Origin of the sequence: Mesorhizobium sp. M7D.F.Ca.US.004.01.2.1, from assembly GCF_003997785.1 — a bacterium.
In the GTDB taxonomy this organism is placed as follows: Bacteria; Pseudomonadota; Alphaproteobacteria; order Rhizobiales; family Rhizobiaceae; genus Mesorhizobium; species Mesorhizobium loti.
Genome location: NZ_RZRQ01000776.1, coordinates 1 through 415, shown reverse-complemented (window position 1 = coordinate 415; position 415 = coordinate 1). Strand labels below are relative to the sequence as shown.

The 415-nt window shown below is 66.5% G+C and carries 1 protein-coding gene; it reads left to right on the top strand.

Features of this window, described 5'->3' with window-relative positions; genetic code table 11:
* Positions 1–34: 34 nt before the first annotated feature.
* Positions 35–415 (top strand): copper resistance protein CopC (locus EN993_RS36750; protein WP_245469095.1); only part of this gene is annotated, 381 nt, incomplete at its 3' end.

Sequence of the window (415 nt, the reverse complement as noted above, 5' to 3'; positions counted from 1 at the left end):
CATGAGCACGACGTCCTTCCTGCAAACGGCTTCCATGGCCGGCCAACGCGCTGGCCGGCTTGTCGTCGGCCTGTTGGCCTTGATCGTGCTTCTTGCCGTCATGGCCGGGCCAGATCAGGCCTTTGCCCATGCCGCGCTGATCAAGACCGATCCGGCCGACGGCGCGGTGCTGGAACAGGGGCCGGCACAATTCTCGCTGACCTTCAGCGAACCGGTCTCGCCGCTGGTGCTGACCCTGGTGACGCCCGACGGAACGCCGGTCCCGTTGACCGCCTTCCGCCTCAGCGACCAGACGGTCGAGATCGACAATCCGCAGAAGCTTGCGTCCGGTACGCATGTGCTGAGCTGGCGCGTCATTTCCGCCGACGGCCATCCGGTCGGCGGATCGCTGCTGTTTTCCATCGGCGCGCCCAGC